The following is a 25,510-nucleotide window of genomic DNA, read 5'->3' as shown; positions in this document are numbered from 1 at the left end:
TCCAAGTCTGCTGACTTTATGATGGGATGCGGCTGTGTTGCCGCTGACGATGTTGTAACACTGGCGTTCCGGCGCCGCATTGCGCAGCGCAGCATGACGGCTATTGAGACGGAAGTCTCAGCGCGTTTGGCGCATCATTGCCGGTGCGGCGCCACGATGTGCAGCTGCTTGAGGCGCCGGTACAGGGTGGCACGCGAGATGCCGAGCATGGCGGCTGCCTGCAGCGGGCGCCATTTGGCGGCGTTCATGGCGTGGACGATGCGCGTGCGTTCGGCCAGTTCCGGCGCCGTGTATTCCAGCACATTGGGCGCGACGGTCGCCTCACGGGTGGCGCGCGCACGCGCCTTGGCCGGGCGCAGCGGCGCGCGCACGCGGGCGTGCAGCCAGGTGCTGCCGCCGGCCAGCCGCAAGGACAGCAGATTGTGTCCCGCGCGTGCATCGAACAGCCGCTCGGCGCGCACTTCCAGCACGTCGCCGACAGGACGCGGCAGGCTATCCAGGCCCGTGATGACGTCGCGCGCGCAGCGGTTGGCGGCGACGATGTCGCCATGCTCGTCGATGGCCAGCAGCATCTCCGGCTGCACTTCCACGAAGTGGCGGTTGCGGTGCGCCAGCAGGATGCAGCAATGGCTGTAGGATTTGAGAAAAAAACCGTCCTCGATCAGGGTCGCGCCTTGCCGCACCAGTTGTTTCACCAGGCGCTGGCTGTCGCGCGCGTCGGGCGAGTTCAAGGCCGACGCATCGAGCACGCCGATCAAGTCGCCGTGCGGCGAAAAAATCGGCGCCGCGCTGCAGGTCAGGCCCGTGAACGCGGCGCGAAAATGGTCCGTCTTGTGCACGGTGATGGCTTCATGGTCGAGCAGCACGGAGGCGATGCCGCATGTGCCTTCCTCTTCTTCCGACCAGCACGAACCGGGGTACAGGCCCGCCTTCTTGAAATCCTTGCGCTGGTCCGTGTCGACCACGTAGTCGATCGTCACGCCGCGCGCATTGGCGAGGATGACGCAGTAGCCCGCTTCGCGCACCATGGCGTGCAGGCGCGGCAGGCACTGGCCCGTGGAGCGCAAAAAATCTTCCTCGGACTGCTGGATGGCGCGCAGTTCGGCGCCCGTCAGGATGCGCGGCCCTGTCGTCGAGGCGGGATCGAGCCGGTAGTCGTCCAGCGAGCGCCGGTAGGACGAGGCCAGTCGGGCGGTGTCGGCCCCCGGATTGACGATACGACCGGCGATCAGGTCGCGCACGCGGTCGATATGGCTGGTCTGGCGGACGTAGGGCATGGTGCTCTCCAGTGTCTCGGTATCTGGTTTTTATGGTGTTTTGCTTGTCGCCCCGTTTTTAGCACGAAGCGCCGGGTCGCGCATCCTGCGCTGCAGCATGGCGCGCGCGTGAGACGTTAGTCTCAGCGCGTGGCCCGCACAATAGGATGCCGCAGGACAAGATAAAAAGTTTCTCTGTTAGCATGCATCGCATGAAGCGAGCGCCGTTGCCGGCGTCAGCCATGACAGGAGATATGCATGAAGACATTGCCACCCATCCGTCGCCTGGCCCTGGCCGCCGCCTGCCTGGCGCTGGCCGCCGGCGCCCATGCGGCAGAGACAACGGCGCCGCTGTCGGCCGCCGCCAGCGACCCGGCTGCATTGCAATGGATGGTGGGCGCGCCGCCGCCGGCCGATAAGATCATCCGCTTCGACGATGGCAGCTATTTCAATTTCCCCCAGCTGCGCTGGAGCGTGTCGCACTTCCGCCAGTTGATGCCGACGGTGGCGGTGGCGCGCGGCTTGAAAGCGCCCGTGCCCTTGCCGCGCGCACTGCGCAACGATATCGACAGCCTGCGCTTTACCCCGCTGGGCGCGAAGGAGACGATGACCTGGGAGCAGTCGCTGGGCGCCAATTACACGGACGGCATCGTCGTGCTGCACCGGGGCCGCATCGTGTATGAGCGCTATTTCGGCGTGTTGAAGGAGGGCGGCCAGCATGGCGCCATGTCCGTGACGAAGTCCGTGATGGGCACCATCGGCGCGGCCCTGGTGGCCGAAGGCAAGCTCGATCCCGGCAAGAAAGTGGCCGAGTACGTGCCGGAGCTGGCGAAGTCCGCGTTTGGCGACGCCACCGTGCGCCAGGTGCTCGACATGACCACGGGCCTGCAATTCAGCGAAGATTACGCCGACCCGAAAGCGGAAGTGTGGCAGCACGCGGCGGCCGGCAGCCCGCTGCCCAAGCCGAAGGATTACACGGGACCGCGCAGCTATTTCGAGTACCTGCAGACGGTGCGGCACGAGGGCAGGCATGGCGAGGGCTTCGGCTACCGTACGGTCAACTCCGACGTGCTGGGCTGGATCATCGCCCGCGTCACGGGGCAGAGCGTCAACGAATACCTGTCCGAGCATGTCTGGCAAAAGCTGGGCGCCGAGCAGGATGCCTACATGACGGTCGATTCGACGGGCACGCCGTTTGCCGGCGGCGGCTTGAATGCGGGCTTGCGCGACCTGGCGCGCTTCGGCGAAATGCTGCGCAACGATGGCCGCTATAACGGCCAGCAGATACTGCCCAAGGCGGCCGTCGACGATATCCGCCGTGGCGGCGACAAGCAGCTGTTCGCCAAGGGCGGCTACGATTTGCTCAAGGGCTGGAGCTACCGCGACATGTGGTGGGTCACGCATAACGAGCATGGCGCCTACATGGCGCGCGGCGTGTACGGCCAGCGCATCTACATCGATCCGAAGGCGGAAATGGTGATCGTGCGTTTCGCCTCCACGCCGACGGCGGCCAACGCGGCCAACGACCCGACCACCACGCCGGCCTTCGAAGCGCTGGGCAAGCTACTGCTGGCCAAGCCGCAGTAGCTTGCCAGCCGTGCGGCGGAACGGACTCAACTGCAATACACTATCCTTTCGTCATCATTTGTTGTTTGGGTGATAATTCATGCGCCGCACGCAAGGAGTACGCACCGTGGAAACCAGTCAGCCGGATCAACCGCGCCCGCCACTCTGGCGGCGCCTGCTGTGGCCGGTCGCCCAGCTTGGTTCGGCTTTCAAGCTGACTGGCACGCATCTGCTGCACCACGTGATCGGCGCCAGCCTGATCGCCGCGTTGATGCTGGCGCTGGAGGGTTTTCACGTGCTCGAATGGCTCGATGCGGCCATGCTGCGGGCCAGCGCGGCGCAGGAGCGGCTGCTGGACCGGGGCAAGGACCCGGGCGCCGCCTACCGGCCCGGCATCATCGAAATCGACCAGCCCGCGTTCGAACAGGTCTTCGACGAGCGCGAACCGCTGGAGCGCACGCGCCTGGAGCAATTGATCGCCAGCGCCGCCGCGCGCGGCAGCAAGGTGCTGGCCATCGACCTGGACCTGGCGCCGGCCGTATATGAACAGCACAAGGCGGGCGAGCGGCCGCTGGACCGCCTGCTTGACCGGCTGGCCGCGAATGGCCGGCAACTGGTGCTGATCCTGCCCGAGCAATCGGACCGCAACGCGAACCTGCCGTGGATACGCGCGCGCTGCGCGGCCGGCATCCACTTTGCCAGCCCGCGGATCCGCGAACGCATGGGCGCCGTCACGCGCATCGAGCTGAAAAGCCCCGTGCTGGCGGCCGTGGCCTTTGAGCTGGCGCATGGCGCCGACGAGCAGGAGCAGAAGCAGCCCATGCCGGCCGCCTTGTCCGAGCAAAAGGAAGTGATGGCGCTGGCCGGCCGCGTGTGCCAGCTGGCGCGGCGCACGGGCAGCGAAAAGGAATTGGCGCGCTGGGCGTTCGAACCCGTCATCCGCGGCGACGCCAAGGCGGCGGCCGAGCAGAACGCCGTTACCGCGCCGTTTCACCCGGCCGCCGTGGCGCCGGCATTCCTGAACCCCACGCGCACGCGCGTCAAACTGAGCGACGGCCAGGCTGGCGTGGATGCCGGCGCGCTGCGCAAGAACGTCGTGTATATCGGCAGCACGTATGACGTGCGCGACCGCTACACGACGGCAGAAGGCGAGCAGGCCGGCCTGCACCTGCATGCGGCCGCCCACACGTCGCTGGGCATCGGCACGGCCGACGTCAACAAATATGCGGTGTTCGTGGCCGACATCGTCATCGGCGTGCTGCTGGGCTGCCTGTTCGGCGGTCTGTGGACCCTGTACGGCCGCGCCGAACTGGCCATCGACAAGCGCATGGAAGGCCACGATTTCGGCCGCCTGCACCGCATGGGCACCCTGGCGGAATTCTATGGCATCCGCCTGATGCTGGCGCTGGTGTGGGCCTCGCCGTTTGCCATCGGCGCGCTGGCCATTTACCTGTCGCGCGGCTTGCTCGAGCAGGGCTGGTGGGTCAATCCCGGCCCCCTGATCGCCGGCATGTTCCTGCACGCGATGTCGCTGCGCGACGAAGCCCACCATCCGCACGAGGAAGTGCCGGGCCTGTCCGTGTGGGCCCAGCTGCGCCGCACGCATCCGGGCATCGTGCTGGTGCAGGCGCCGCTGGCGGTGCTGCTGTTGATCATCGCCCTGATCTAGCGCAAACCGTGGCGCCGCAGCGGCGCTAAACTGGGCGCCTTTTTCATTTGCAGGAGGATGCCATGTTGAGCGGAGGATGTTTATGCGGCGACGTGCGCTACGAAGCGGGCACGGGCGCCTTCCATGAAACGGCCTGCCATTGCTCGATGTGCCGCCGCGCGTCGGGCGCGCCGTTTGTCGCCTGGTTCAGTGTGCCACGGGCGAACTTTCGCTGGCTGCGGGGACAGGCCACGCCATACGCGTCCAGCGAACACTGCACGCGTAGTTTTTGCCCCCGCTGCGGCACGCAGCTGACGTTCGAGGATGCGCGCGACCTGGACGAGGTTGGCCTGACCACCAGCAGCCTGGACGACCCCGAACAACTGCCACCGCACAGCCATATCTATACGGACACGCAACTGGAGTGGGTGAGATTGGCCGATGGCTTGCCGCGGTATCGTGGGGCGCGTAGCGAGGGGTAGGTCGGATTAGCGGGGCCGCCGAGGCGCGCAAGCGCGTAATCCGACATGCTACTGGCGTCAATTTAGTCGGTAATGGCGCGCAGGCGCGCCAGCGCGTCTTCCACGACGAATTCAGGCGCGGTTTCGATGCGCTTTGCGCCGCGTGCTTCAAGGTCGAGCATGCGGATCTGGTTGACCAGCGCCACCCCCTGCGTTGCCGTGCCGCTGCCGCTCAATGACGCGGCAAAGCCCGCGTGGCGGGCAAAATCGCCGCCTTGCGTGATGGGGGCGACCAGCACGACGCCGAGCGTGTTGAAGGCGCTGGTGGAAAGCACCAGCGCTGGCCGGGACGCATCGCGCTGTTCACGGCCTTCCGTTGGCTCCAGATTGACCATCACGATATCGCCACGGCCGAACTGGACGCGCTTTACCATGCTTCGCGGCCAGCCGGTTTGATCTGGCTCCATGCCGCCATGTCGGCCGGTTCTGGCGCCGTGACATCGCATTGGGCAACCAGATCATCGAGCGTGAAGGCAGGGCGCTTGGCTTTCAGGAATACGCCGTCCGGACGCACATCGACCGCCAGCTTGTCGCCCAGCGACACCTTCAGCATGCCCAGCAGTTCCGTTGGCAAGCGCACGGCCGCGCTATTGCCCCATTTTTGGATCGATAGTTCCATATGACCTCCTATGTATCTACATTGTAGATTCATGTAATCTGATAATCAAGGACGGTGTTTACCCGATCAGCTTCAACCCCGGCGGCAGCGCCTCGCCCAGCATGCGCTTGGTATTCGCTTCGTCCAGCTGCGTCACTTCGCTGACCATCGCCTGCCACAGGGGCGGGGCGCCGACGGCTTTCAGGCGGGCGAGGACGGTGGCGCGCAGCGCGTCGTCGATGTCGCGCGAACGGTCGCCCGTCATGCGCGCCAGGTGGGTGGCGGCAAATGCCGCCGGTTCCGTCTTTTTCCAGTCCAGCGCCAGCAGCATCGTGAGCCATTCGGCCACGGTGGCGCTGTCGACCACTTCATGCGCGCTGCCGTGGAAGGGCTGGCGCGCGCCGACCCTGGCCAGCGCCCACAGGGTATTCGTGTCCGCCACTTCGCCCTTTTTATCAGCCTTCTGCAGACGCTTGATCAGCCAGGCGCCCACTTCGGCCTTGTAGGCGCCGGGGATGCGCTCGAGCGAGGCGCCCAGGCGCAACATGTCTTCATCGCTGCCGTTGACGAGGGTGACGGGGCGGCTGCCGCGCTGGGCCGCATCGGCTTGCAGGTTGAAGGCGAAGTCGTCGAGCAGGCGCAGTTGCTGCTCCGTGCTCAAGCCGCCGGCCACGCGGCGCCACAGGGTCCACCATTCGGCGCATACCTGGTTGTCCTTGTGGTGCTGCACGCCCGCGTCGAACAGGGCCCACAGCTGCTCGATGCGCCACGGGTCGAGCGCGTCGCCATAGCCGGGCCGCAAACAGTAGCCGGCCAGGTTCAGCCAGACCCGCTCATGTTCGGCGGAGCGGCGCCGGCCACGCGCGCGTTGTAGCAGGGCGTCGAACAGCTGGCGCAAGAGCGGCGTGTCCCAGCTTTCGCGTCCGCCCAGCCCCCGTTCCAGGTGCTGGCGCAGCTGGCGCACTTCCTTGGTTTCGACCTTTTGCGCCTTGCCGCCGAAGATGCGCTCGATTTTCTCGATGGCTTCTTTCACGCGTGGTGATACGCTGGACGTTTCGCTTGCTACGTCCTCTTCGCCTCGCAGCTGGAATTCCAGCAGCCAGCGCTGGCCGGCATCCGCTGCTGCCACGCAATGCACTTCCAGGGTACCCACTTCCGTCATGACTGTCACCAGCTGCACGGTGATGTCGCGCTTGTCACCGCTTTCCGCTTGCAGCACGCTGGCCAGCGGCGGCAGGCGCAAGTATTCTCCGGCATCCAGATCGACGATTTCGCCCAGTTGCGGCGGCGTGCCCGCCTCAAAGAGGGACGTGGCCAGGTGGAAGCGCACGGGCCGGCCCAGGCGCAGCGCGAACAGGCGCTCCGTCAGGCGGATCTCTTCGCCGCTGGCGCTGCCACGGGGCAGGATGCAGACGGCGCGCTTGTCCTTGCCCGCCTCGCCCAGCACGAGGAAGTAGCTGCGCGGCGAGCCGCCGCCGATGCGCGGTGCCTGGCCACGGCGGGCCAGCGCGTAGGCGACGGCGCCACGGGCCACGGCCACGTCGGGATTATCGTTATGCAGAATGGTGAGCGGAGCGTCGCGCCAGTGGGCGAGCGTGTCGGCCAGGCGGCGCGCCAGCGCGTCGGCGCGGAACACGCCGCCATTGAGCAGCAGGGTATCGGGCAGTACCCCTTGGTGCTGTTGCAGAAAGCTGGCCAGGTGGCGCGTGATGGCCGCGTCCTGCGCATACGGCAGGCCGAATTCGACGATGCCGGCGCGGCCTTTTTTCGCTGTCTCTGTGAGTTCCACCTTCGGGAAGAAGCCGTCGACCACCATGGCCGTCACTTCCTCGCGCGTGACGTCGGCGGACCGGCTGCCACCAATCAGGCGCGAACCCGCGCCCAGCAGGGTGACGGTGGCGCTGTCCGGCGCATCGTGCGACAGCAGCAATTCCTTGGCGGCGCGGCAGCGTTCCATCAGCTGCGACAAACGCGCGGCCGATAGCTTCATGCCGCCTTCGCTGCCAGCGGCCATGCGCGTTTCCACCAGGTGGGCCAGCGCCAGGTCCATATTGTCGCCGCCCAGTATCAAATGGTTGCCCACGCTGCTGCGCGTGAGCTGCGGTTCGCCGTTGCCATCGAAGGCCACGTCGATCAGGCTGAAATCCGTGGTGCCGCCACCCACGTCGCATACCAGAATGCGGCGCGTGTCGGCCAGGTCGTCGCGCAGGGTGGCGCGCCGGCGTTGCAGGAAATCGTAGAAGGCCGCTTGCGGTTCTTCCACCAATCGCAAGGTGGGCAAGCCCGCCATGCGGGCCGCTTCCAGGGTGAGTGCGCGCGCACCCTCGTCGAACGAGGCGGGAATGGTCAGCACCAGTTCCTGCTCTTCGAGCGGAGAATCGGGGAAGCGGTGATTCCACGCGGCGCCTACATACGCGAGGTAGCTGGCGCTGGCCGCCACGGGCGACACCTTGGCCACGTCGGCATCCGCACCCCACGGCAGGATGGGCGCCTGGCGGTCCACGTTCGCATGCGACAGCCAGCTCTTTGCGCTGGAGACGAGCCGGCCCGGCACCTGGGCGCCGAGCTGGCGCGCCAGGGCGCCCAGTACTGCATGGTCGACGCTCGCTGGGTCCTGCTGCGGCCACGGCAGCTGCAAGTCGCCCGCCGCCAGTTCGCCGGCGGCAGGGTGGTAGCGCAAGGACGGCAGCAGCGGGCGTGCAGCCACTTCGCCGGGGGCGACCAGCTGCTCGATGGGGAACAGGTTTATTTCCGCCTGCGCATCGCCAGCCGCCGCATACGCCACCACCGTGTTGGTGGTGCCCAGGTCGATGCCGACCAGGAAGGCCGGCCGCACCTTCGCGCCGCGCATGCTTATGGCTGCGGCGTGCCGCGCACGTCGAATTCCACTTTCCAGCGCTCGGCGCCGTCAGGGGACACGGCCAGCAGTTCCAGGGTGCCCGCCTCCGTCACGCGCGCATGCAGCTTGACCTGCACCACGTCGCCGGCCGACCGGCCTTCGGCGGACAAGGTCGCCTGGATTTCGCTCAGTTCCTGCAATTCGTCCGGGCCCCAGAAGTCGAGCAAGTCGCCGATCTGGTCGTTGCGGCGCGTGGACGAGGCAAAGAAGCGGAAGTGCACGGGCTCGCCCACGACGAGGCCGAATTGCTGGCCCGGCAGTTCCAGTTCGCTGCCTTCTTCCATGCCGAACGGCGCCACGCACAGGGCCTGGATCGGCGGTTCCATGCCGGGGATGGCCGGCATGGCCGATTCGATGGCGACATAGAAGGAGCTGGCCGTGCCGCCGCGGATGCGCACGCCATGGCCGCGCCGCACGTAGCTGTAATAGGCCGCGCCACGCGCCACGGCCAGGTCCAGGTCGGCCCCGGCCAGCATGCGCGCCGGTTCCGCGCCTTCCATGTATAGCCAGTCGTTGACGGTCGCCATGATGCGCTGGACCAGCAAGTCGGACTTGAAGACGCCGCCGTTGAACAGCACGGCCGTCGGGTGCAAGAAGCTGGCGCCGTCCGCCTGGCGACCGGCGAAGCCTTCCAGCTCGCTGGTGGCCGCCACTTGCCGGCCCAAAAACGCGGCCAGGTGGCGCGTGATGGCCGCGTCCTGCGCATACGGCAAGCCCAGTTGCGTCAGGCCCGCGCGCGTGCGCACGGCAGGGCGGCTCGATGCTTCCACCTGCGGGAAGAAGCCGTCGAGGATGAAGGTGGACACTTCCGCGCGCGTCAGTTCCGTGCGGATGGAGCCGCCGATCAATTTCGAGCCGCGGCTCGGCACGACGATCGGCGCCACATCGAGGCCGCTGTCGGCCAGCAGGCTTTCCTTGGCGCTGCGGCAGCCATACGTGAGCGCGCGCATTTGCCAGGCGTCGAGCTGAGTGCCGTTGGCGGCCAGCTTGCGCGCCACCAGGTGGGCCAGCGCCAGGTCCATATTGTCGCCACCGAGCAGGATGTGTTCACCGACTGCCACGCGATGCGGTTCCAGCACGCCGTCGCGCTCGAGCACGGCGATCAGCGAAAAGTCGCTGGTGCCGCCGCCCACGTCGACCACTAAAATGATGTCGCCTGGCTTGACTTCCTTGCGCCAGCGGCCTTCGCTGGTCTGGATCCAGCTGTACAGGGCCGCCTGCGGCTCTTCCAGCAAGGTCAATGAGGTGTAGCCGGCCGCCTGCGCCGCTTCCATCGTCAGCTCGCGCGCGGCCGGGTCGAACGAGGCGGGAATCGTCACGGTGATTTCCTGCTGCGCGAACGGCGCTTGCGGGTGGGCGTTGTCCCAGGCCTGACGCAAGTGCGTCAGGTAGCGCGTGGCGGCCGTGATGGGCGAGATGCGCGCCACTTCGGCCGGCGCGTCGTTCGGCAGGATGGCTGCGCGGCGGTCCACGCCCGGGTGGCACAACCAGCTTTTCGCGCTCGACACCAGACGGATCGGCGTGGTGGCGCCGCGGCTGCGGGCCATTTCGCCGACGGCGAACGGCGCTTGCGCTTCCTCGGTGACCCAGGGCAGGGCCAGGTCGCCCGCCGCCACTTCATCGGCGTGCGGCAGGTAGACGAACGATGGCAGCAGCGACAATTCTTCGACGGTGCCCGGCGCTGACAGTTGCGGCACTTTCAGCACGCCGTGGCTGGATTGCTCGCCGTCGCTCTCGACCAGGTTCACATACGACAGGGCGCTGTGGGTGGTGCCCAGGTCGATGCCGATGGCGTAGCGCGGGCTTGGGTTGCTTGTATCGTTCACAGTTCCACCTCGGCCGGTGCCAGAATGGCGGCGTCGTGCTGCTCGCTCAGTTTCGGCAGGCGCACGCTGGAGGCGCGCCAGCCGCGATGGCTGAGGGTACCCGTAAATGGCGCCGAACCGACCACGTTGCCCGTCAGGCGTACTTGCGCGCTGTCAAAACCCTCTTGCAGGACGATGCGGCTGCCTTCGGCTTCCTGGCGCACGGCCTCGATGGTGAAGTATTCGCGCATGACCTTGGCGCAGCCTTCATGCACGACGCGGGCGGCAGCACCGATGTCGGCATCGGCATGGCTGCCCAGGTTTTCCTGGGTGAAGTCGATCAATCGCGCTTCGCGTTGCAGCAGGGCCAGCAATTGCAGGGCGGCATCGGGCGTCGCTTCTTTCAAAATGACGGGTGCGGCGGCTGGCGTCGGCACGGGCGCTGGCGCAGGTGCCACTGGCGCGACGGGAGCGGCCTCGGGCAGGGACAGCTTTTCCACGCGGGCCGCATAGGCGGCGTCCGACAGGGTGCTGAAGAAGGCACCGAAAGCCAGCGGGACACGGCGCCAGAACGATGGGTGGGACGATGATGTGCTCATAGGGAACTCGTTTCTCTGATCTGTAGGGTGGCGTCGGCGGCGCGCCCAGTGGCGGGGCCGCTTCGCAGGGTAGTGCTTGTGCCGGGTCTGTGTGGCCGGTTGCGTTTGCCCGCATGATACCAGCTACCGGGCCGGCGCCAAAGTCGCCGCCCCCCGCGCAGAGAGCCTGACGCGTGGATTTTCTTTGTTCCTGCGCAAGGAAACGCTCGATTTCATGCTGTTTCGACTAGAATCGCGCATTATCTTTTTGCATGACCTGGATGCCATGTCTACCGACTTTTCCCCCGACTTTTCCATATATCTAGCCAGCAGCCTGTATATCGACAGCGACCATCCGGCCGTGCGCGCCAGGGCAGCCGCATTGGCGGCAGGCGCGGTGGGCGACGCGGCCATTGCGGCCCGCTGCTTTGCCTTTGTGCGCGACGAGATTGCCCACAGCTGGGACTACCAGCGCAATCCCGTCACTTGCCGCGCTTCCGACGTCTTGCAGCATGGCACGGGATACTGTTATGCGAAGAGCCATTTGCTGGCCGCGCTGCTGCGCGCCAACGGCATTCCTGCCGGCCTGTGCTACCAGCGCCTGGCCGTCGGCGAAGTGGGGCCGCCGTTCTGCTTGCATGGCTTGAACGCAGTATATCTGCAGGACTTCGGCTGGTACCGCATCGATGCGCGTGGCAACAAGCCCGGCGTCGATGCCGCCTTCACGCCGCCGCGCGAGCAGCTGGCCTTTCCCGTGCTGGCGCCCGAGGAGCGCGACTTGCCGGAAATCTGGGCGGAACCGCTGCCGCAGGTGGTGGCGTCCCTGACCGGCCATGTGACGGTGCAGGACGTGGCGGCGCACTTGCCCGATATCGAATTGTTGCCTCTGCAAAAATAATCCATAGAAAGAAATCATGAAAAAAATCTGTATTGGCCTGATCGGCCTGATGTTGCTGGCCGGTTGCGGCAGCAAAGGCGAGAGCGGCGGGCAATCGAGCGCCGCGCGCCTTGAGGGCAAGGAAAAGGGCAGCGAGTTTCTTGCCTATGAACATAATGTCAGCGTCGATACGAATGAGGCGCAAGTGCGGCCCCTGTATGAAAAGGTGGTCGCCGCCTGCAAGGCCGACACGGAAAACGGCTGCCTGCTGCTCGATTCCAGCGTCGACAGCGGCCGCTATGTGCATGCGCGCATCAGCATGCGCGCCAAGCCGGCCGGCATCAAGAAGCTCGTCGCGCTGGTCACGGCCGAAGGCGACGTCACCAGCCAGGGCACCAAGGTGGAAGACCTGGGCCGCCCTGTGCTCGACAGCAAGAAACGCCTGGAAATGCTCAAGCAATACCAGGCGCAATTGCAAGACCTGGAAAAGCGTTCGGGCACGAACGTCGATGCCCTGATCAAGGTGAGCAAGGAACTGGCCACCGTGCAAGTGGAGCTGGAACAGGCGACGGCGGCCTATGCGCTGTTGATGCAGCGCATAGACACGGACTTGCTGAACGTCGTCATCAGTGCTGAAGGCAAGCAATCGTTCTGGCGGCCCGTCAAGCGCGCGCTGGGCAATTTCACGGAAAATCTGTCGGAAGGCGTGGCCAACGCCATCACGGCCATGGCCTATATCCTGCCATGGCTGATCGCTTTCGTGCTGCTGTTCCCGCTGGGACGCAAGGGCTGGCGCCGCCTGCGTGGTGGCCGGCGCCAGACGTAGAGCCTACTGAGGATGCAGGGGAAATAGCAGATCCAACATTTCCTCTTCATGCATGCTGACTTCCTCTTGGGTCCAACAATCATTTTTTTTCATCAGATTGAGCATCGACAACAGCTTCAGGCTGTCGATCTGATGATTCTTGATGCTTGCTTCGAAGTGTTCGTATTTCTGTTTGGGTTGGTAATTGCTCAAGCGTGAGTTCTTGCTGTGACTGATCAGGCATAGATTGCCAAAGGCGTGTAGAGAGGCCGTTGGCATCACCACATAACCGTTCATCGGATGTTGGGGAGATAGGTGTTCAACAGAGCTACGGAACGTGAATTCGAAGCGCCTTGTTACCTCATTTTTGCCAATGTCACGGCGCCAGAGCAGGTAATCGATAAAGTTAAAAACCAAGTTATTCTTGATGGCGCCAAAACGCAGCATTTCCCGTGCTTCGTTGCGCGACAGAGCGTTGTGCTCAAGTACTGATCGATGGCTGGCCTCGCCGTAGATCATGCTGTAATAAGATTGTCCCTCTCCTTCGGGCAGAAAGCGCAAGAAGACGAAGCGTCGCGCAAGCTGCTCCAAATGCTCAAGGTATTCGCTGGCGCATATCGGGCTATCCTTTTTGTAGGCCAGGAACAGATAGCGCAGGGCGCCATTAAGCCAGTGCTTGTAGACCTGGGTTGGCGAGGATACATGGAAAGCAGATAGCAACATCAGAATCTGCCGATTGCTTCCCTCACGCTTGTCCTCGTCCTCGCCATCGTCAAAACTGTTGATGTAGCTGATGCTCTTGGCAGAGTACCAGTGCAGCCGCTTCAGGCTCCAGCCGTCACTGCCTTGGGAAAATTCCCTCTTGAGTATGCACTGATCAAACAGGAATTTGCCTTTTAAAAGTGCATAAACAAAGGACTGTGCCGCGGTGATCGGGTCTTCCTGTTTCAGCACTTTCAGTTCGAATTGTGCGATAAGTTGCTTGTCGTCCAGAGGCACACCTTCTGTTTCACCGGGTTCATGGGTAATCACCCTCAAGACATGCAACAAGAAATTTGAAAAATTGATAACGCTATTGAACCGCTCGGATCCTGCGGCCTCTTCAACTTGTTTCGAGCCTGCATCAAGCGTTGTGCCTTCCAGGATTTCGGACAGGGATCGAGATTCGACATTGGCGTCGACTTGCGTTTTATCATGATTCGATTCTTTGTGCTGCTTTTGCGCACAGGAATCAAGCAGATCAACCAGTTCTTGGAAATTCTCAGGTATCAACTGCCCCCAATCGTCTTGACCAAAAAGGACGTGCCGCACTTCTGGAGTGAAACCATATTGTACGTAGCGCTCCATGTTTGCACAGGCATCCCAAACGTGTGCCATGGCGTTTATACTTTTAAGACGCACGGTTTTATCGGTAATTCGGTATAGAACTTCCATCAAACTGGCTTTCACCACTTCATGCTTTTCCAGCTGTTCACCTCGGTTGTTCATCACTTCGAAGAAGTGGTTAAGATCGGTATCTACAGGTACCTCGATCCGGCTGATTTGTACATGCTCAAGCAAGTAGCTGCAAAAGGCTGTCAGGCGCTCACCGCTCAGTTTGAGGTTATCAAGTGCCTTGCCTATCAGTTCGTAGCCATTCACCAATCCTTCGTTGAATACATCGCCGCGCATCTGGTGCGGCGTTACCCCTTGCCATAGGGCGTTAAAGGTTTTGGTCGATATAGGCCGGCTCTCGAATTCAAGATTGATGCGTTCATACCAATGCATGTCCACTGCCGAAGCAGCATGATTTCTCAGCCAATTTGCCAGCAGGGAAAATGTTGTAAAGCGTTGTTGGCCATCAATAACTTCATAGCGACCGTGCTCCCGGGAAAATACGACCAACGTACCAATATGGTAGGTCTGCGGTGTTTCGTTGCCAGATGCTTTTTGCTGGTAATCATGTATGTCCTGCAATAATTGCATGACTTCTGCCTCGCCCCACGCATAGTTGCGTTGATACATAGGCACCAGATAGCTGGCCCCGCTGTTGAGCAGTTCCTTGATACGGAAGGGTCGTACGGCCTTGTCATTCATAATAATTCATCTCCCTGAAGAGGACGATTAACTCGTCCTCACTATCTTTGCCGCCATGGCGATTGTTTTTGTTTTGCGATGCATTGAGCGTTTGCAAGGGCATAGACAGCAGATCCCGTGCGTGTCTGGCATCGCGGATAATTCGTATCAGGTTGTACTCCAGCATGTAGTTGTCCATGGTGGCTAGCTGTACGACCTGCTGGCGGATACGGCAGCGGTAGGCCCAGATGAAGCACTTTTCGATGGCAGCCGAGATGCCCTCGGCGCCAAACTTGTCGATATAGAAGATGAGAGCACAGTCAAACATCGAACGTACATACTGGTCTCCGGTACGATAGCGCCGTTGATAGGTGTTGAGTGTCTTGATGATGCGGCTTGCCTGCTCACTCAACCTTTCGCCCAGAATATGCGCCTCATCGGCTGCATGCTCGTCCTTGACGATGGCAGATACCATGCGCTGGTAATGCTCTGCCATTTCAAAGAAACGTCGTCCGTTGATGATCATCTGATCCAGTTGAAAGGGAAATTCCGCTTTCTGGCCGTCAATCTGACGCTGGTACTGACGGTTATACTCATCCACGAAATGGTGCGCAATTTGCAGCGATTTCGCGTAGGGAGGAAGCTCCTTCCGATGCAGGCTGACGCCCTTGAAAAGATCAACTTCTTCCTTGCCGAAATAGCGAGCCGATTTGCCCTCGGCCCATTGGCGTACCCGGAACAGGTAAGTGGCAAATAAAGTGGCAAGGTTGTCGCTTTGCAGGTTTTCCCAGTGAGCGACGGTCTCTGCCTTGAGTGGCACCTCATGTTCCGCAAACTCGCGTAAATGATATGCCTTGAGCAGGTCATGTGGGGCCAAGTCGCGCCCTCGTGCATTCTGTGAGTCGAAAAATTGAAAGGCTTCCGATACATCTGTAAGCACGAAGGTTACGACTTCGCATCGATTGAGGAGAAAGTCGATATGTTCTTCGGTGAATTCGGGGCGATCAACCAGGCGCAGTAGCTCCTGAAAATTGCGCCGCAGATTGTGCTGGGAGATCAGGCTGGAAAAGTGCTGGCGCTTCATGAAGGCATTGACCTTGTATTCGAGATCGCCAAGGGTCTGCCTAAGGTCTTGCCTTATCAATGCACCACGTCTGCGCTCGATAATGGCCTTGATCGCCAGCAGGAGCGTTAGCGTACGCTGTTGGCCATCCACAATATCGAGCCAATGCTGTTCGTCAGCCAGGCGCAGGTGGAAGACGACAGATCCCAGGCGGTAAGCGGATCTGTCGCGATGACTGTCAATATCCGAAAACAGTTCGCTGATGTTTTTTAGTGTCCATTTGTAGGGGCGCTGGTAGCTGGGGACTTCGAGCTGTTCAAGACTCAGCAGACTTTGAACAGACAGAACGGCTTTATCGATAACTGGTTGCATGCGTGTGTTCCGGGGCGCGATCTCATCGTTAACTAGATAAAGGACTGCGCACTGAAGTTTCATTAAAGGATATATTATATGATAATTTCCCACGGATAACTATTCTTGCAAATACTTAACTTCTAGTCTTTCATTTTCGTCAATTTAGAACGCAGGTTCGCCGTTCGCACAACCATTGTGCAGCCGGCATTTTTTCGTGCAACAAAGTCGCCGCTGCACCAAATCGTGGCGTCGTAAGCTGGCATGCTGGCGTATAGCCCTGGCATGCATTCTGCTTTAACAACATCGTATGCCCAGCTTTGACCCCACGAACCTATCACAGGAGTCCCCATGTCACGACGCATCATCCTGAAAGCGGCCGCCGCCGGCGCACTGGCCCTAGCCACGTCCATTTATATGCAGGCAGCCTTGGCCGCCGACACCATCAAGGTGGGCATTTTGCACTCGCTGTCGGGCACCATGGCCATTTCCGAAACGTCGCTGAAAGATGTAGCCTTGATGACGATTGCCGAGATCAATGCCAAGGGCGGCGTGCTGGGCAAGAAGCTGGAAGCCGTCGTCGTCGATCCGGCATCGAACTGGCCTTTGTTCGCGGAAAAAGCGAGACAACTGGTGGCACAGGATAAGGTAGCTGTCGTGTTTGGCTGCTGGACCTCCGTGTCCCGTAAATCCGTCTTGCCAGTGTTCAAGGAACTCAACAGCCTGCTGTTTTACCCGGTGCAATACGAGGGCGAGGAGCTGGAAAAGAATGTGTTTTATACGGGCGCGGCACCGAACCAGCAGGCGATCCCCGCCGTGGAATACCTGATGAGCAAGGATGGCGGCGGCGCCAAGCGCTTCGTGCTGCTGGGCACGGATTACGTGTATCCGCGCACCACCAACAAGATCCTGCGCGCCTTCCTGAAAAGCAAGGGCGTCAAGGATAGCGATATCAGCGAGGTCTACACGCCGTTCGGCCATGCCGACTATCAAACCATCGTCGCCAACATCAAGAAGTTTTCCACGGGCGGCAAGACGGCCGTCATTTCCACCATCAATGGCGATTCGAACGTGCCGTTCTACAAGGAACTGGGTAATGCCGGCTTGAAAGCCACGGACGTGCCCGTCGTCGCGTTTTCCGTGGGCGAGGAAGAGTTGCGCGGCATCGATACCAAGCCCTTGCTTGGCCACTTGGCGGCGTGGAATTATTTCGAGTCCGTCAAGAATCCCGTGAATACGGCCTTCATCAAGCAGTGGAAAGCGTATGCTGTGGCGCAAAAGCTGCCGAACGCGGGTTCGGTCGTGACGAACGACCCGATGGAAGCGACCTATGTCGGCATCCACATGTGGGCGCAAGCCGTGGAAAAAGCCAAGTCGACCGATACCGACAAGGTGATCGCCGCCATGGCCGGCCAGAGCGTCAAGGCGCCGTCGGGCTTCACCCTGACCATGGATACGACCAATCACCACCTGCACAAGCCCGTGATGATCGGCGAGATCAAGGCTGATGGGCAATTCAATGTCGTGTGGAAAACCAAGGAACCGATACGCGCCCAGCCGTGGAGCCCGTTCATCAAGGGCAATGAGGGCAAACAAAAGCTGTAAAGAGCCACGCCAGCGCCATCGGGCAATGCGTCCGGTGGTGCCGACCATCAACGCTTTTCCGGGATATCAATGAGGCTATTCACATCGCTGCTGGTCTTCGCCTGCCTGTGCCTGTCATCCATGGCCCAGGCCGCCATCGATCCATCCTTGCTCAAACCGCTGGCCGGCGACGACCCCGATGCCAGGGTCGCCGCCGTCGCGCAGATCGCCGCCCTGGCCACGCCCGAGGCCGACCGTGTGCTGCAAGCCTTGCAGGGCGATGCCCTGTATGCCGCACCCGACGGCACGGTGTATATCGTCGATGGCGAGCAGGCATATGACCCGGCAAGCGGCAAGAACGTGCCGTTGCCGGACGGCATCGATGGCGTGATGGTCAACAACCGCTTGCGCTCGGCCGTGGCGGGCGCCTTGTCGGGCTTGCAGCTGCTGGCGCCGGAGCGGGCCACGCGCCTGGCAGCCGCGCAGGCCTTGCAAAAGGCGGTTGATCCCGCGCAGCTTCCCCTGATCCGCAAGGCGCTGGCGCAGGAAAACGATGCTGAGATTAAACAGATATTGCAAGTGCTGATCGCCAGCGCCAACCTGCATGCGCCCGATGCGGCCACACGCAAGCAAGCTGTGCAGGCGCTGGCCGGCAGCAGCGATGCCCGGCTGCTGCCCGTGCTGCAAGCCATGCTGGACAAAGGGGGCGAGCCCGACGAAGCCGTGCAGCTGGCCGCCATCGAGACCATGCGCCAGATCAAGGGCAGGGTGGCGCGCATGGAATTCGCCGGCAATGTGTTTTACGGCATCTCTCTGGGCAGCGTGCTGCTGCTGGCCGCCTTGGGGCTGGCCATCACCTTCGGCTTGATGGGCATCATCAATATGGCGCATGGCGAACTGCTGATGATAGGCGCTTACACGACCTACCTGTGCCAGCTGTTTTTCCGCAACTTCCTGCCTGGCTTGCAGGATGCGTACCTGCTGGCCGCACTACCGGCCGCTTTTCTCGTTGCCGGGCTGGTGGGCGTGGCGCTCGAGCGCACGGTGATTCGCTGGCTATATGGTCGGCCGCTGGAAACCCTGCTGGCCACCTGGGGCATCAGCCTGATCCTCATGCAGACGGTGCGTACGATCTTTGGTGCGCAAAACGTGGAAGTGGCCAATCCGGCCTGGATGTCGGGCGGCGTCACCGTGCTCGGTGGCCTTGTGCTGCCGTACAACCGGCTGGCCATCATCGGCTTTGCCGTCGTTGTCGTGGTGGCCGTGTGGCTGATTTTGAACAAGACACGCCTGGGCCTGTTCGTGCGGGCCGTCACGCAAAACCGCCGCATGGCCGATTGCGTAGGCGTGGCCACGGGCAAGGTCGACATGCTGACCTTCGGCCTCGGTTCCGGCATCGCGGGCCTGGGTGGCGTGGCCTTGTCGCAGCTGGGCAATGTGGGACCGGACCTGGGCCAAAGCTACATCGTCGATTCCTTCATGGTGGTGGTGCTCGGTGGCGTGGGCCAACTGGCCGGCACCGTGATCGCCGCGCTGGGCCTGGGTGAAGTGAACAAATTCCTCGAACCGGTGGCGGGCGCCGTGCTGGCGAAGATCGCCATTCTCGTGTTCATCATCATTTTCATCCAGCGCCGGCCGCAGGGCCTGTTTGCCATGAAGGGACGCAGCGTCGAATGACTACCTCCTATCCGATAAAGCAGGGCCTGTTCACGCGGCCCGTCTGGCTGGCCATTGCCGCCTGCACGCTGCTGGCAGCGCTATTGCCGATGTTTAATCTGACGTTTGCCGAAGGGCATGCGCTGCACGTGTCCGCCTACACGGTGGCGCTGGTGGGCAAGTTCATGTGTTACGCGCTGGCCGCGCTGGCGCTGGACCTCGTCTGGGGCTACACGGGCATCCTGTCCCTGGGCCATGGCGTGTTCTTTGCGCTGGGCGCGTATGCGCACGGCATGTATCTGATGCGCGCCATCGGCGACCAGGGCCAGTACCACAGCAGCTTGCCCGATTTCATGGTCTTTCTCGACTGGAAAACCTACCCTTGGTACTGGGCGTTCACGGAACATTTCTGGTATTGCATGGCGCTCGTCGTGCTGGTGCCCGGCGTGCTGGCGTTTGTCTTCGGTTATTTTGCGTTTCGCTCGCGCATCAAGGGCGTGTATTTTTCCATCATCACGCAAGCGATGACGTATGCCTTCATGCTCTTGTTCTTCCGCAATGACACAGGCTTTGGCGGCAACAACGGTTTCACGGATTTTAAGACGATATTGGGCCATAGCATCACGGCGCCCGCCACCCGGGCCGTGCTGTTCCTGCTGACCCTGGCCTTCCTGCTGGCCGCCTTGATCGGCGCGCGCGCCATCGTCCGCTCGAAACTGGGCCGGGTGCTGCAGGGCGTGCGTGACAGCGAAGCGCGCTTGATGTTCCTCGGCTACAACCCGCTGTGGTTCAAGCTGTTCGTCTGGACCTTGTCGGCCGTGCTGTGCGGCATCGCCGGCGCCCTGTACGTGCCGCAAGTGGGCATTATCAACCCGTCCGAAATGTCACCGGCCAATTCCATCGAAATGGTCGTGTGGGTGGCCGTCGGCGGACGGGGCACACTGATCGGTCCCATGCTGGGCGCCTTCACCGTCAATGGCTTGAAAAGCTGGTTCACGGCCGCCTTGCCGGAACTGTGGTTGTTCGCGCTGGGGCTGCTGTTCATCGTCGTGACCCTGTTCATGCAGCAGGGCATGCTCGGTGTGTTGAGCAAGCTCAAACGCAAAAAAACGGCCGTCGTGGCAGAGGAGGCCGCATGAGCATCCGCATGTTGCCCGGCATGGCCAGCGCGGAAGCTGGCCCCACGTATGCGCGCGTGAAAGGCGAGGGCGTCGATACGACGCATGGCGCGATTTTGTACCTGGAAGACATCAGCGTATCGTTTGACGGCTTCAAGGCCATCAACAAGCTCAGTCTCGATATTTCCGTCGGTGAATTGCGCTGCATCATCGGCCCGAACGGCGCGGGGAAGACGACGATGATGGACGTGATCACCGGCAAGACGCGGCCCACGTCCGGTACGGCCTGGTTTGGCCAGACCATGAATCTGGCCACCATGACGGAAGCGCAAATCGCCCACGCTGGCATTGGCCGCAAGTTCCAGCGCCCCACCGTGTTCGAGCAGCACACGGTGTTCGACAATCTGGAACTGGCGATGAAGACGGACAAGCGCGTGGCGCCCACCCTGTTTGCACGCCTCACGTCGGAGCAGGCAGGCAAGATCGAGGCGATATTGCGCTTGATCCGCCTCAACGGCCAGGAAGCGCGGCCGGCCGGCTTGCTGTCGCACGGGCAAAAGCAGTGGCTGGAAATCGGCATGCTCTTGATGCAGGAGCCGCAGCTGATTCTATTGGACGAACCCGTGGCCGGCATGTCGGATGCGGAAACGGCGCGCACGGCGGAATTGCTCAATGAATTGCGCGGCAAGCATTCCATCATGGTGGTCGAGCACGACATGGGTTTTGTGACGGACATTGCCCAGCAAGGCATCGTCACCGTGCTACATGAAGGGTCCGTGCTGGCGCAGGGCCGCATGGACGAAGTGCAGGCCGACGAGCGGGTCATCGAAGTCTATCTGGGAAGGTGAACACATATGCTGGAAGTCGAGCAATTGAATCAATACTATGGTTCCTCGCACACCTTGCGCGGCATCAATCTGTCGGCGCGCAAGGGCGAGTGTCTGGCTTTGCTGGGGCGTAACGGCGTGGGCAAGACGACCTTGCTGAAATGCCTGATGGGCGTGCTGCCCGTGGCGCAGGGCACGGTGGTGTTCCAGGGTCGCGACATCACGAGGCTGGCGCCGCATGCGCGGGCCAAGCTGGGCATCGCTTACGTGCCGCAGGGGCGCGACATCTTTGCGCGCCTCACGGTCGAGGAAAACTTGCTGATGGGTATGGCGAGCAAGCGGGGCAGGCAAGCGTCGCGCATCGATCCCCATGTGTATGAACTGTTTCCGGTGCTCAAAGAGATGCTGCAGCGGCGCGGCGGCGATTTGTCCGGCGGACAACAGCAGCAGCTGGCCATCGCCCGCGCCCTGCTGGCCGAGCCGCAATTAATCATCTTCGACGAGCCAACGGAAGGCATCCAGCCCTCCGTCATCAAGGATATTGGCCGCGTCATTTCCTTGTTGAAACAGCGCGGCGACATGGCCATCGTGCTATGCGAACAGTATTTCGACTTTGCCCGCGAGCTGGCCGACGAATTCATCGTGCTGTCGCGCGGCAGTGTCGTCGCCAGCGGACCGGCGGCGCAGATGGATGGTGACGAGGTAAAACGGCACCTGGCCGTGTAAGGTCAGACGAGCTGGAACCAGCCTAGCACGGCCCCTGCCGCCAGCAGCCACAGCAAATGGATCTTCGTGCGCCAGATGATCAGGCCAGCCACGATGGACAGGCTCCACAGGGGCCAGTCGGTGCGGAGGTCATGGTTGGCGCCGCCCAGTATCATGCCCGTGGAAATCAGCAGCGCGACGACGATGGGCGCCATGCCTTGCTTGAAGGCGCGCACGGGGAGCAGGTCGCGGTTGCGGTAGCCCCATTGGGCTGCCACGTAGGTGAGGGTGGTGCTGGGCAGCATGATGCCCACCATGGTGATGAACACGCCCAGGTAGGCGGCCGTGTAGCTGCCCGCGTTCATGCCCACGTTCCAGCCCATCAGGGCGACGAACAGCACGTTCGGGCCCGGCGCGGCCTGGGCGATGGCGATCGACTCGTTGAATTGCGCCTGCGTCAGCCAGCCATGCTGCTCGACGAGAAAACGGTGCATTTCGGAAGTGGTGGAAATTGCGCCGCCGATCGACATCAGCGACAGCATCAGGTAGTGGCCGAACAGGTTCAGCCAGTCGCCCGTGCTCAACACCAGTTGCAAGGGCGGATTCATGGAGACAGCTTTCGATAGGTGAGCAGGCAGCCGATGCCGCCCAGGCCCAGCAGGATGTACAGCAGGGGCCAGCGCAAGATCGCCACCATCAGTACGCCCAGCACGGTGATGGACAAGGTCAGCCACAGGGGCAGCGGATGCTTGGTCAGCGCGGTCGCCAGTTTCACGCCCGTGGCGGCGATCATGCCGGCCGACACGGCCGCCATGCCGCGCAAGGCGCCCGCCATCTGCGGATTGTCGCCAAAGCGCGTGTACAGCACACCCAGCACCAGCACGATGATGAGGGGCGCGGCCAGCATGCCGGCCAGCGCCGTCAGCGCGCCCTTCAAGCCGAAATAGCGCCCGCCCACCATCAGCGACAGGTTGACGACATTTGGCCCGGGCATGATTTGCGCCACGGCCCAGTCTTCCAGGAATTCTTCCTGCGTCAGCCAGCGCTTGCGCTCGACCATCTCGCGCTGGATCACGGCCAGCACGCCGCCAAAGCCTTGCAGGGCCAGCCAGGTGAACGAGAAGAACAGGTCGGCAAGCGAGGCGGGTTGCGGACGGGGCTGGTCGGGCGGAAGGGAGGAGGGTGAGGGCATAGCTGATTATCGCCGTGGCCGTTCGCGCTTGTCCATCGCTTTCGGCAGCGCTTGTGCCTGCAAGAAAAAAACCGTGGCTCATGTTTCCCTGCCATTGACATCGAGAGTTTATCGGCAATACTTTTAGCGGCAACACGAGCACTGTCCCATTTCGCGCTGTCGCGGTTCGCACCGCTACGCCGTCTCCCCCCTCCGTCCCCTTCGCAGGAGTTGTCCATCATGCCTCATTCCACAGAAACGCTGCATATGCCTGCCATACCAGTGGTGCGCCATGTGCGCGTCGACCAGAAGATGTGCGATATCGTCAATCTGGGCATTGCCGTGCAGGCCGCCTTCAGCACCTTGTGCGCGCTGGAATACCTGAAGTCATACAATGTCGCCCCCGAACTGATCGAGAGAGTGCTGCTGCACCCGGAGCAGCGCCGCCAGAGCCTGCATTGAATATCCGCACGGCAACTGTGTTGCCGGTAGCGTTAGCCTGGTGTTGTCGGTTTGATCATTACGGCTCAGTTATGCACAAATGATGGGATAACGAAATTGACGAAATAATTTTCCCGTGATTATGTGTGAGTTTATAAGTGTTTGATTTTAATGGATTTTATTTTTGCTGTTTGATTGGGCAGTTTATTGAAAGCCGCATGGGCTGTGGCTTTGAAGGCTGTCAATAGGCCCTTATCCACAAAGATATCCACAGTCCGTGTGGATATCTGAAAAAGCGCTTAACAATCCGCCACTTAGGAAATTGGCGCCGCTCAGCACACGCCATCGGCGGGAAAAAGGGGCCAAAATGGGGCATGCCGCAAGCCTGTATGCCTATCCAGTGTTCTTGTTTTTTATGACTGAAAGTAGCGGCCGATGCTCAGGGCGTGCCGCCGGCTGGCGCCGCTGGCGTGTTGCCGCACTGGGCCAGGGCGGCGGCCAGTTCGGCGACTTGCTGCTGCGCTTCGCGCAAGGTGGCGTAGGTGCGCAGCGAGGCGATCACGGTGGTAAACAACTTGCGTGTGGTGAGGTCGGTCTTGCACCAGAAATCGTTGATGTCGTAGTCGATGATGATGCGGTGCTCGAGCGCCTGGCCGGGCTGGCCCGTGCGCAGGATGATGCGCACGGCGCTGTTGTGCAATTCTTCGCGGACCTGGCGCGCCACTTGCAGCCCGGCATCCTGGGTTTCCATGATCACATCGAGCAGCACGACAGCGATATCGGGCGTGCCGCGCAGCAAGCTGAGGGCCTCGGCACCTGAATACGCGTGCAAAAAGCTCAGCCGGCGCCCCTGGAAGCTGGCCTGGCTGAGGGCGAACTTGGTGACCACATGCACGTCGACATCGTCATCAACGATCAGCACGCGCCATGGCGCCGCGGTGGCAGGCTCTGCCGTCGCGTCTGTCCGTTCCAGCGGCTCATCGACCAGCCAGTCCGGTTCGTCCGCCCCCTTGGCGGCGCTATCGCTATCCATATTCATGCGTTTATCCACCGTTGATCGTGCTCGCTACTCCACACTATGCCAGTCTGCGGGGTTTGTCAAAACAATGCGGTTCAAGCAAGACGCCGTGTCGCCAGGAATGCTTATGCACAGAAAAATATATTTTCATGGTGGCAGAGTAAGTTTGCTTAAGCGCAAATTCATGATTGCAAGTCATTGATTTCATTGGGGTAAAAAATTGCCTGTGAAATCAGCAAATTGTTGAAACCCGCATCAATACTGGTGTTGCGGCTTGTCAAGAGGGGCTTATCAACAACTTTATCCACAGTTGCTGTGGATATCTAAAAAAGCCGTGCAAAAACCGTGGCTTAGCGCCCGTTCGTGCGGCAAGGTGCCAGCATTCATGCGGCGAGGCCAAGTCCGCTCAACCGGGCAAAGGCGTGCAGGAAGCGCTGCTTGGCTTCGGCCGGACCCATGGCTTCGATTATACCGGGCAAGGGGGCGATGCCGTCAAGGTAAGCCCAGCGCTCGGCCGAGTGCGGCATCAGGTCGCGCTTTTCCGTGGCCAGCGCAATCAGGTCGGCCTGCTTGATGGGCGCGTAATCGGAAAAATCCAGCCCGTACGTGGCGGCGATGATGGCGCTGACCTTGTCTTCCAGCACGGCAAACTCCGGCAGCAGCACTTTCAAGGGTTTCACCATGTCGCCCAGGTAGGCTTCGGCCGCGTCGTGCAGCAGGGCGGCCAGGCGCAAATGGGGCGGCACCAGTTCGGCGACGATCAGGCTGTGCTGGGCGACCGAATAAAACACTTGCGTCTGTCCATTGAAGCGGCACTGGTAAGCGAGGCCGTGGGCGATGTCCTCGATGGCGACCTTGTCGATATGCGGGCGCAAGGGGTAAAAACGGTTGCCTAAATAAGTGGAAACGTAGTCGGTGGTAATCATTGCCATGGCATGGTGCTCGTAACGCTCAAGATGCTGCATCGT

Annotated in this window: 23 protein-coding genes; 11 read left to right on the top strand and 12 right to left on the bottom strand. The window is 61.8% G+C overall.

All coding sequences use genetic code 11. The features are described 5' to 3' along the window. Positions 1-134: 134 nt before the first annotated feature. A complete protein-coding gene (locus tag P9875_RS20190) occupies positions 135-1,277 on the bottom strand; it encodes a sigma-54-dependent Fis family transcriptional regulator (RefSeq protein ID WP_278316431.1) in 1,143 nt (380 codons plus the stop codon). 237 nt (positions 1,278-1,514) lie between these two features. On the opposite strand from P9875_RS20190, the gene P9875_RS20185 reads away from it, so the two are divergent. From P9875_RS20185 to P9875_RS20175, 3 genes are all read left to right on the top strand, one after another. After that, positions 1,515-2,843 carry a serine hydrolase domain-containing protein gene (locus tag P9875_RS20185; protein WP_099380722.1) on the top strand — a complete coding sequence of 443 codons (1,329 nt, stop codon included), beginning with the start codon at positions 1,515-1,517 and terminating at the stop codon, positions 2,841-2,843. A 106-nt stretch (positions 2,844-2,949) separates the two neighbouring features. Continuing rightward, positions 2,950-4,491: a CHASE2 domain-containing protein gene (locus P9875_RS20180; protein WP_158301388.1), complete on the top strand. Its 1,542-nt coding sequence runs from the start codon at positions 2,950-2,952 to the stop codon at positions 4,489-4,491. Between the two features lie 62 nt (positions 4,492-4,553). Then, on the top strand, positions 4,554-4,952 hold the full coding sequence (locus P9875_RS20175) for a GFA family protein (RefSeq protein WP_278316430.1): 399 nt from the start codon (positions 4,554-4,556) through the stop codon (positions 4,950-4,952). Positions 4,953-5,014: 62 nt separating this feature from the next. On the opposite strand, the gene P9875_RS20170 is transcribed toward P9875_RS20175, so the two are convergent. The 5 genes from P9875_RS20170 to P9875_RS20150 are packed head-to-tail and all read right to left on the bottom strand — an operon-like array spanning position 5,015 to position 10,892. After that, the gene (locus P9875_RS20170) at positions 5,015-5,365 is read right to left on the bottom strand and encodes a type II toxin-antitoxin system ChpB family toxin (RefSeq protein WP_278316429.1); all 351 of its coding nucleotides are present in this window, start codon (positions 5,363-5,365) and stop codon (positions 5,015-5,017) included. Beyond that, positions 5,359-5,610, bottom strand: a complete 252-nt coding sequence (locus P9875_RS20165; protein ID WP_099380726.1) for an AbrB/MazE/SpoVT family DNA-binding domain-containing protein — start codon at positions 5,608-5,610, stop codon at positions 5,359-5,361. The genes P9875_RS20170 and P9875_RS20165 overlap by 7 nt, the downstream gene beginning before the upstream one ends. 58 nt (positions 5,611-5,668) lie before the next feature. Further along, entirely contained in the window at positions 5,669-8,440 is a 2,772-nt protein-coding gene (locus P9875_RS20160) for an Hsp70 family protein (protein WP_278316428.1), read from the bottom strand. 2 nt (positions 8,441-8,442) lie between these two features. Continuing rightward, positions 8,443-10,314 carry an Hsp70 family protein gene (locus P9875_RS20155; protein WP_278316427.1) on the bottom strand — a complete coding sequence of 624 codons (1,872 nt, stop codon included), beginning with the start codon at positions 10,312-10,314 and terminating at the stop codon, positions 8,443-8,445. After that, on the bottom strand, positions 10,311-10,892 hold the full coding sequence (locus tag P9875_RS20150) for a DUF2760 domain-containing protein (protein WP_077406547.1): 582 nt from the start codon (positions 10,890-10,892) through the stop codon (positions 10,311-10,313). Before P9875_RS20150 ends, P9875_RS20155 begins: the two co-directional genes overlap by 4 nt. Before the next feature lie 265 nt (positions 10,893-11,157). Here P9875_RS20150 and P9875_RS20145 point away from each other — a divergent pair, with 265 nt between their 5' ends. After that, positions 11,158-11,769: a transglutaminase-like domain-containing protein gene (locus P9875_RS20145; protein ID WP_278316426.1), complete on the top strand. Its 612-nt coding sequence runs from the start codon at positions 11,158-11,160 to the stop codon at positions 11,767-11,769. Between the two features lie 16 nt (positions 11,770-11,785). Next, on the top strand, positions 11,786-12,574 hold the full coding sequence (locus P9875_RS20140) for a DUF4349 domain-containing protein (protein ID WP_278316425.1): 789 nt from the start codon (positions 11,786-11,788) through the stop codon (positions 12,572-12,574). A 3-nt stretch (positions 12,575-12,577) separates the two neighbouring features. Here the strand turns inward: P9875_RS20140 and P9875_RS20135 are convergent, their stop codons facing one another. Next, a complete protein-coding gene (locus P9875_RS20135; protein ID WP_278316424.1) occupies positions 12,578-14,629 on the bottom strand; it encodes a DUF262 domain-containing protein in 2,052 nt (683 codons plus the stop codon). Beyond that, positions 14,622-16,043: a DUF262 domain-containing protein gene (locus tag P9875_RS20130; RefSeq protein WP_278316423.1), complete on the bottom strand. Its 1,422-nt coding sequence runs from the start codon at positions 16,041-16,043 to the stop codon at positions 14,622-14,624. The genes P9875_RS20135 and P9875_RS20130 overlap by 8 nt, the downstream gene beginning before the upstream one ends. Before the next feature lie 330 nt (positions 16,044-16,373). On the opposite strand from P9875_RS20130, the gene urtA reads away from it, so the two are divergent. The 5 genes from urtA to urtE all read left to right on the top strand — a co-directional run bounded on the left by urtA (position 16,374) and on the right by urtE (position 21,933). Continuing rightward, a complete protein-coding gene (gene urtA, locus P9875_RS20125) occupies positions 16,374-17,627 on the top strand; it encodes an urea ABC transporter substrate-binding protein (RefSeq protein ID WP_278316422.1) in 1,254 nt (417 codons plus the stop codon). 69 nt (positions 17,628-17,696) lie between these two features. Beyond that, positions 17,697-19,283, top strand: a complete 1,587-nt coding sequence (gene urtB / locus P9875_RS20120) for an urea ABC transporter permease subunit UrtB (protein WP_278316420.1) — start codon at positions 17,697-17,699, stop codon at positions 19,281-19,283. Next, positions 19,280-20,401: an urea ABC transporter permease subunit UrtC gene (gene urtC / locus P9875_RS20115; RefSeq protein ID WP_035820141.1), complete on the top strand. Its 1,122-nt coding sequence runs from the start codon at positions 19,280-19,282 to the stop codon at positions 20,399-20,401. Before urtB ends, urtC begins: the two co-directional genes overlap by 4 nt. Further along, positions 20,398-21,228, top strand: a complete 831-nt coding sequence (urtD, locus tag P9875_RS20110; RefSeq protein WP_278316419.1) for an urea ABC transporter ATP-binding protein UrtD — start codon at positions 20,398-20,400, stop codon at positions 21,226-21,228. Before urtC ends, urtD begins: the two co-directional genes overlap by 4 nt. A gap of 6 nt (positions 21,229-21,234) precedes the next feature. Further along, a complete protein-coding gene (gene urtE / locus P9875_RS20105) occupies positions 21,235-21,933 on the top strand; it encodes an urea ABC transporter ATP-binding subunit UrtE (protein WP_278316418.1) in 699 nt (232 codons plus the stop codon). Positions 21,934-21,935: 2 nt separating this feature from the next. Here the strand turns inward: urtE and P9875_RS20100 are convergent, their stop codons facing one another. After that, positions 21,936-22,520, bottom strand: coding sequence for a chromate transporter (locus P9875_RS20100; RefSeq protein ID WP_278316417.1), 585 nt, complete (start codon positions 22,518-22,520; stop codon positions 21,936-21,938). Continuing rightward, on the bottom strand, positions 22,517-23,104 hold the full coding sequence (locus P9875_RS20095; protein WP_176388452.1) for a chromate transporter: 588 nt from the start codon (positions 23,102-23,104) through the stop codon (positions 22,517-22,519). The genes P9875_RS20100 and P9875_RS20095 overlap by 4 nt, the downstream gene beginning before the upstream one ends. A gap of 246 nt (positions 23,105-23,350) precedes the next feature. Between P9875_RS20095 and P9875_RS20090 the strand changes: the two genes are divergently transcribed. Next, positions 23,351-23,545, top strand: coding sequence for a hypothetical protein (locus tag P9875_RS20090; RefSeq protein WP_035827717.1), 195 nt, complete (start codon positions 23,351-23,353; stop codon positions 23,543-23,545). A gap of 418 nt (positions 23,546-23,963) precedes the next feature. Here the strand turns inward: P9875_RS20090 and P9875_RS20085 are convergent, their stop codons facing one another. Continuing rightward, complete coding sequence (locus tag P9875_RS20085; protein ID WP_255206157.1) at positions 23,964-24,563, bottom strand: hypothetical protein; 600 nt, start codon at positions 24,561-24,563, stop codon at positions 23,964-23,966. Positions 24,564-24,925: 362 nt separating this feature from the next. Further along, positions 24,926-25,474, bottom strand: coding sequence for a phosphohydrolase (locus P9875_RS20080; protein WP_278316416.1), 549 nt, complete (start codon positions 25,472-25,474; stop codon positions 24,926-24,928). Positions 25,475-25,510: the final 36 nt, after the last annotated feature.

Source organism: Janthinobacterium rivuli, assembly GCF_029690045.1.
GTDB lineage: Bacteria > Pseudomonadota > Gammaproteobacteria > Burkholderiales > Burkholderiaceae_D > Janthinobacterium > Janthinobacterium rivuli.
Note: the sequence above shows the minus strand (reverse complement) of the source record. Positions and strands in the feature narration are given on the sequence as shown.

Excerpts from the sequence above, each read along its gene's own strand:
- P9875_RS20130 (WP_278316423.1), bottom strand. The coding sequence starts at position 16,043 with ATGCAACCAGTTATCGATAAAGCCGTTCTGTCTGTTCAAAGTCTGCTG.
- P9875_RS20080 (WP_278316416.1), bottom strand. The coding sequence starts at position 25,474 with ATGGCAATGATTACCACCGACTACGTTTCCACTTATTTAGGCAACCGT.
- P9875_RS20145 (WP_278316426.1), top strand. The coding sequence starts at position 11,158 with ATGTCTACCGACTTTTCCCCCGACTTTTCCATATATCTAGCCAGCAGC.
- urtD (WP_278316419.1), top strand. The coding sequence starts at position 20,398 with ATGAGCATCCGCATGTTGCCCGGCATGGCCAGCGCGGAAGCTGGCCCC.
- P9875_RS20090 (WP_035827717.1), top strand. The coding sequence starts at position 23,351 with ATGCCTGCCATACCAGTGGTGCGCCATGTGCGCGTCGACCAGAAGATG.
- P9875_RS20100 (WP_278316417.1), bottom strand. The coding sequence starts at position 22,520 with ATGAATCCGCCCTTGCAACTGGTGTTGAGCACGGGCGACTGGCTGAAC.
- P9875_RS20150 (WP_077406547.1), bottom strand. The coding sequence starts at position 10,892 with ATGAGCACATCATCGTCCCACCCATCGTTCTGGCGCCGTGTCCCGCTG.
- P9875_RS20185 (WP_099380722.1), top strand. The coding sequence starts at position 1,515 with ATGAAGACATTGCCACCCATCCGTCGCCTGGCCCTGGCCGCCGCCTGC.
- P9875_RS20175 (WP_278316430.1), top strand. The coding sequence starts at position 4,554 with ATGTTGAGCGGAGGATGTTTATGCGGCGACGTGCGCTACGAAGCGGGC.
- urtC (WP_035820141.1), top strand. The coding sequence starts at position 19,280 with ATGACTACCTCCTATCCGATAAAGCAGGGCCTGTTCACGCGGCCCGTC.
- P9875_RS20165 (WP_099380726.1), bottom strand. The coding sequence starts at position 5,610 with ATGGAACTATCGATCCAAAAATGGGGCAATAGCGCGGCCGTGCGCTTG.
- P9875_RS20095 (WP_176388452.1), bottom strand. The coding sequence starts at position 23,104 with ATGCCCTCACCCTCCTCCCTTCCGCCCGACCAGCCCCGTCCGCAACCC.
- P9875_RS20085 (WP_255206157.1), bottom strand. The coding sequence starts at position 24,563 with ATGAATATGGATAGCGATAGCGCCGCCAAGGGGGCGGACGAACCGGAC.
- P9875_RS20135 (WP_278316424.1), bottom strand. The coding sequence starts at position 14,629 with ATGAATGACAAGGCCGTACGACCCTTCCGTATCAAGGAACTGCTCAAC.
- urtA (WP_278316422.1), top strand. The coding sequence starts at position 16,374 with ATGTCACGACGCATCATCCTGAAAGCGGCCGCCGCCGGCGCACTGGCC.
- P9875_RS20190 (WP_278316431.1), bottom strand. The coding sequence starts at position 1,277 with ATGCCCTACGTCCGCCAGACCAGCCATATCGACCGCGTGCGCGACCTG.
- urtB (WP_278316420.1), top strand. The coding sequence starts at position 17,697 with ATGAGGCTATTCACATCGCTGCTGGTCTTCGCCTGCCTGTGCCTGTCA.
- P9875_RS20160 (WP_278316428.1), bottom strand. The coding sequence starts at position 8,440 with ATGCGCGGCGCGAAGGTGCGGCCGGCCTTCCTGGTCGGCATCGACCTG.
- P9875_RS20140 (WP_278316425.1), top strand. The coding sequence starts at position 11,786 with ATGAAAAAAATCTGTATTGGCCTGATCGGCCTGATGTTGCTGGCCGGT.
- urtE (WP_278316418.1), top strand. The coding sequence starts at position 21,235 with ATGCTGGAAGTCGAGCAATTGAATCAATACTATGGTTCCTCGCACACC.
- P9875_RS20170 (WP_278316429.1), bottom strand. The coding sequence starts at position 5,365 with ATGGTAAAGCGCGTCCAGTTCGGCCGTGGCGATATCGTGATGGTCAAT.